The organism is Mesorhizobium sp. M7A.F.Ca.CA.001.08.2.1 (assembly GCF_003998455.1).
Lineage (GTDB): Bacteria > Pseudomonadota > Alphaproteobacteria > Rhizobiales > Rhizobiaceae > Mesorhizobium > Mesorhizobium ciceri.
In genome coordinates, this window is sequence record NZ_RZPW01001218.1 from 1 (window position 1) to 1,059 (window position 1,059).

The following is a 1,059-nucleotide window of genomic DNA, read 5'->3' on the forward strand; positions in this document are numbered from 1 at the left end:
AACCCCGCCCTGCCCACCAGGCGACGCGGCAACGCGCCGCCCACAAACCCAAAACACCGCCCACCCGCGACGTCGCCTCGAACATGTGAGCCCCGCGGACAATGTGGGGCCCAATGCCGCTGGGGGTATCGGCAATCTATCACGCCAGATTGATTGGTAGCGACGAAACCTTGAGCGGCCATAAGCGTTTATTGCTTCAGCCCAATTGAGGTGGTTCCAATGCAAACGGCATGGTTCTCCAAACCTGTGGCGGTTTCGGTCGGCGTCACCGGTTCCATCCATCATCTGTCCAACACACAGCAGGCCATTGATTTGCTCACCACACATTGGCGTGACGCAGGCAGCCCGAAGCATCGGTCCGCACTGCGCGCCTGCCAGCGGGCGACGAGCGGCGATGTTGCCCCCGACGTCGCCAGGGCGGCGCTCGTCGAAGCAGCGCGCGAAGCCCACATCCTGATCGAATAGCCACATCCTTATCGAATAGCCACATCGTGATCGAATAGGCGTATCGATTGAACCTGCTGACGCTATAATCGCTGCGCCCCCTCCGGAGAACGCCTGCCATGACCCTGAAAACACGCAAGCTCGGCAGCCAGGGGCTGCAGGTCTCGGCTATCGGCCTCGGCTGCATGGGCATGAGCCAGTCCTATGGCCCGGCCGACGAGGCCGAATCCATCGCCACGCTGCACCGTGCCATCGACCTCGGCTGCACCTTCCTCGACACCGCCGAAGTCTATGGCCCTTACGACAACGAAGCCCTGCTCGGCCGGGCATTGAAGGGCAAGCGCGACCAGGTGACGATCGCCACGAAATTTGGCTTCCGCATCGAAAACGGCAAGCAGACCGGAACCGACAGCCGGCCCGAACACATTCGAGAGGCGGTGGAAGCCTCGCTCGGCCGCCTCGGAACCGACCGTATCGACCTGCTCTACCAGCACCGCGTCGACCCGGCGGTGCCGATGGAGGATGTCGCGGGCGCCGTCGGCGAACTCGTCGCGCAAGGCAAGGTGCGCTTCTTCGGCCTGTCGGAAGCGGGTGCAGCCAACATCCGCCGGGCGC

General features: G+C 63.6%; 2 protein-coding genes. Both read left to right on the forward strand.

The genetic code is table 11. The features are described from left to right. The first annotated feature begins 219 nt into the window (after positions 1–219). A complete protein-coding gene (locus EN914_RS36310) occupies positions 220–465 on the forward strand; it encodes a DUF982 domain-containing protein (RefSeq protein WP_013530762.1) in 246 nt (81 codons plus the stop codon). Between the two features lie 98 nt (positions 466–563). Further along, positions 564–1,059, forward strand: a 496-nt coding sequence (locus EN914_RS36315; protein ID WP_164779214.1) for an aldo/keto reductase, incomplete at its 3' end; no start/stop codon positions are given.

Coding starts and splice junctions, on each gene's coding strand:
- EN914_RS36310 (WP_013530762.1), top strand. CDS start 220: ATGCAAACGGCATGGTTCTCCAAACCTGTGGCGGTTTCGGTCGGCGTC.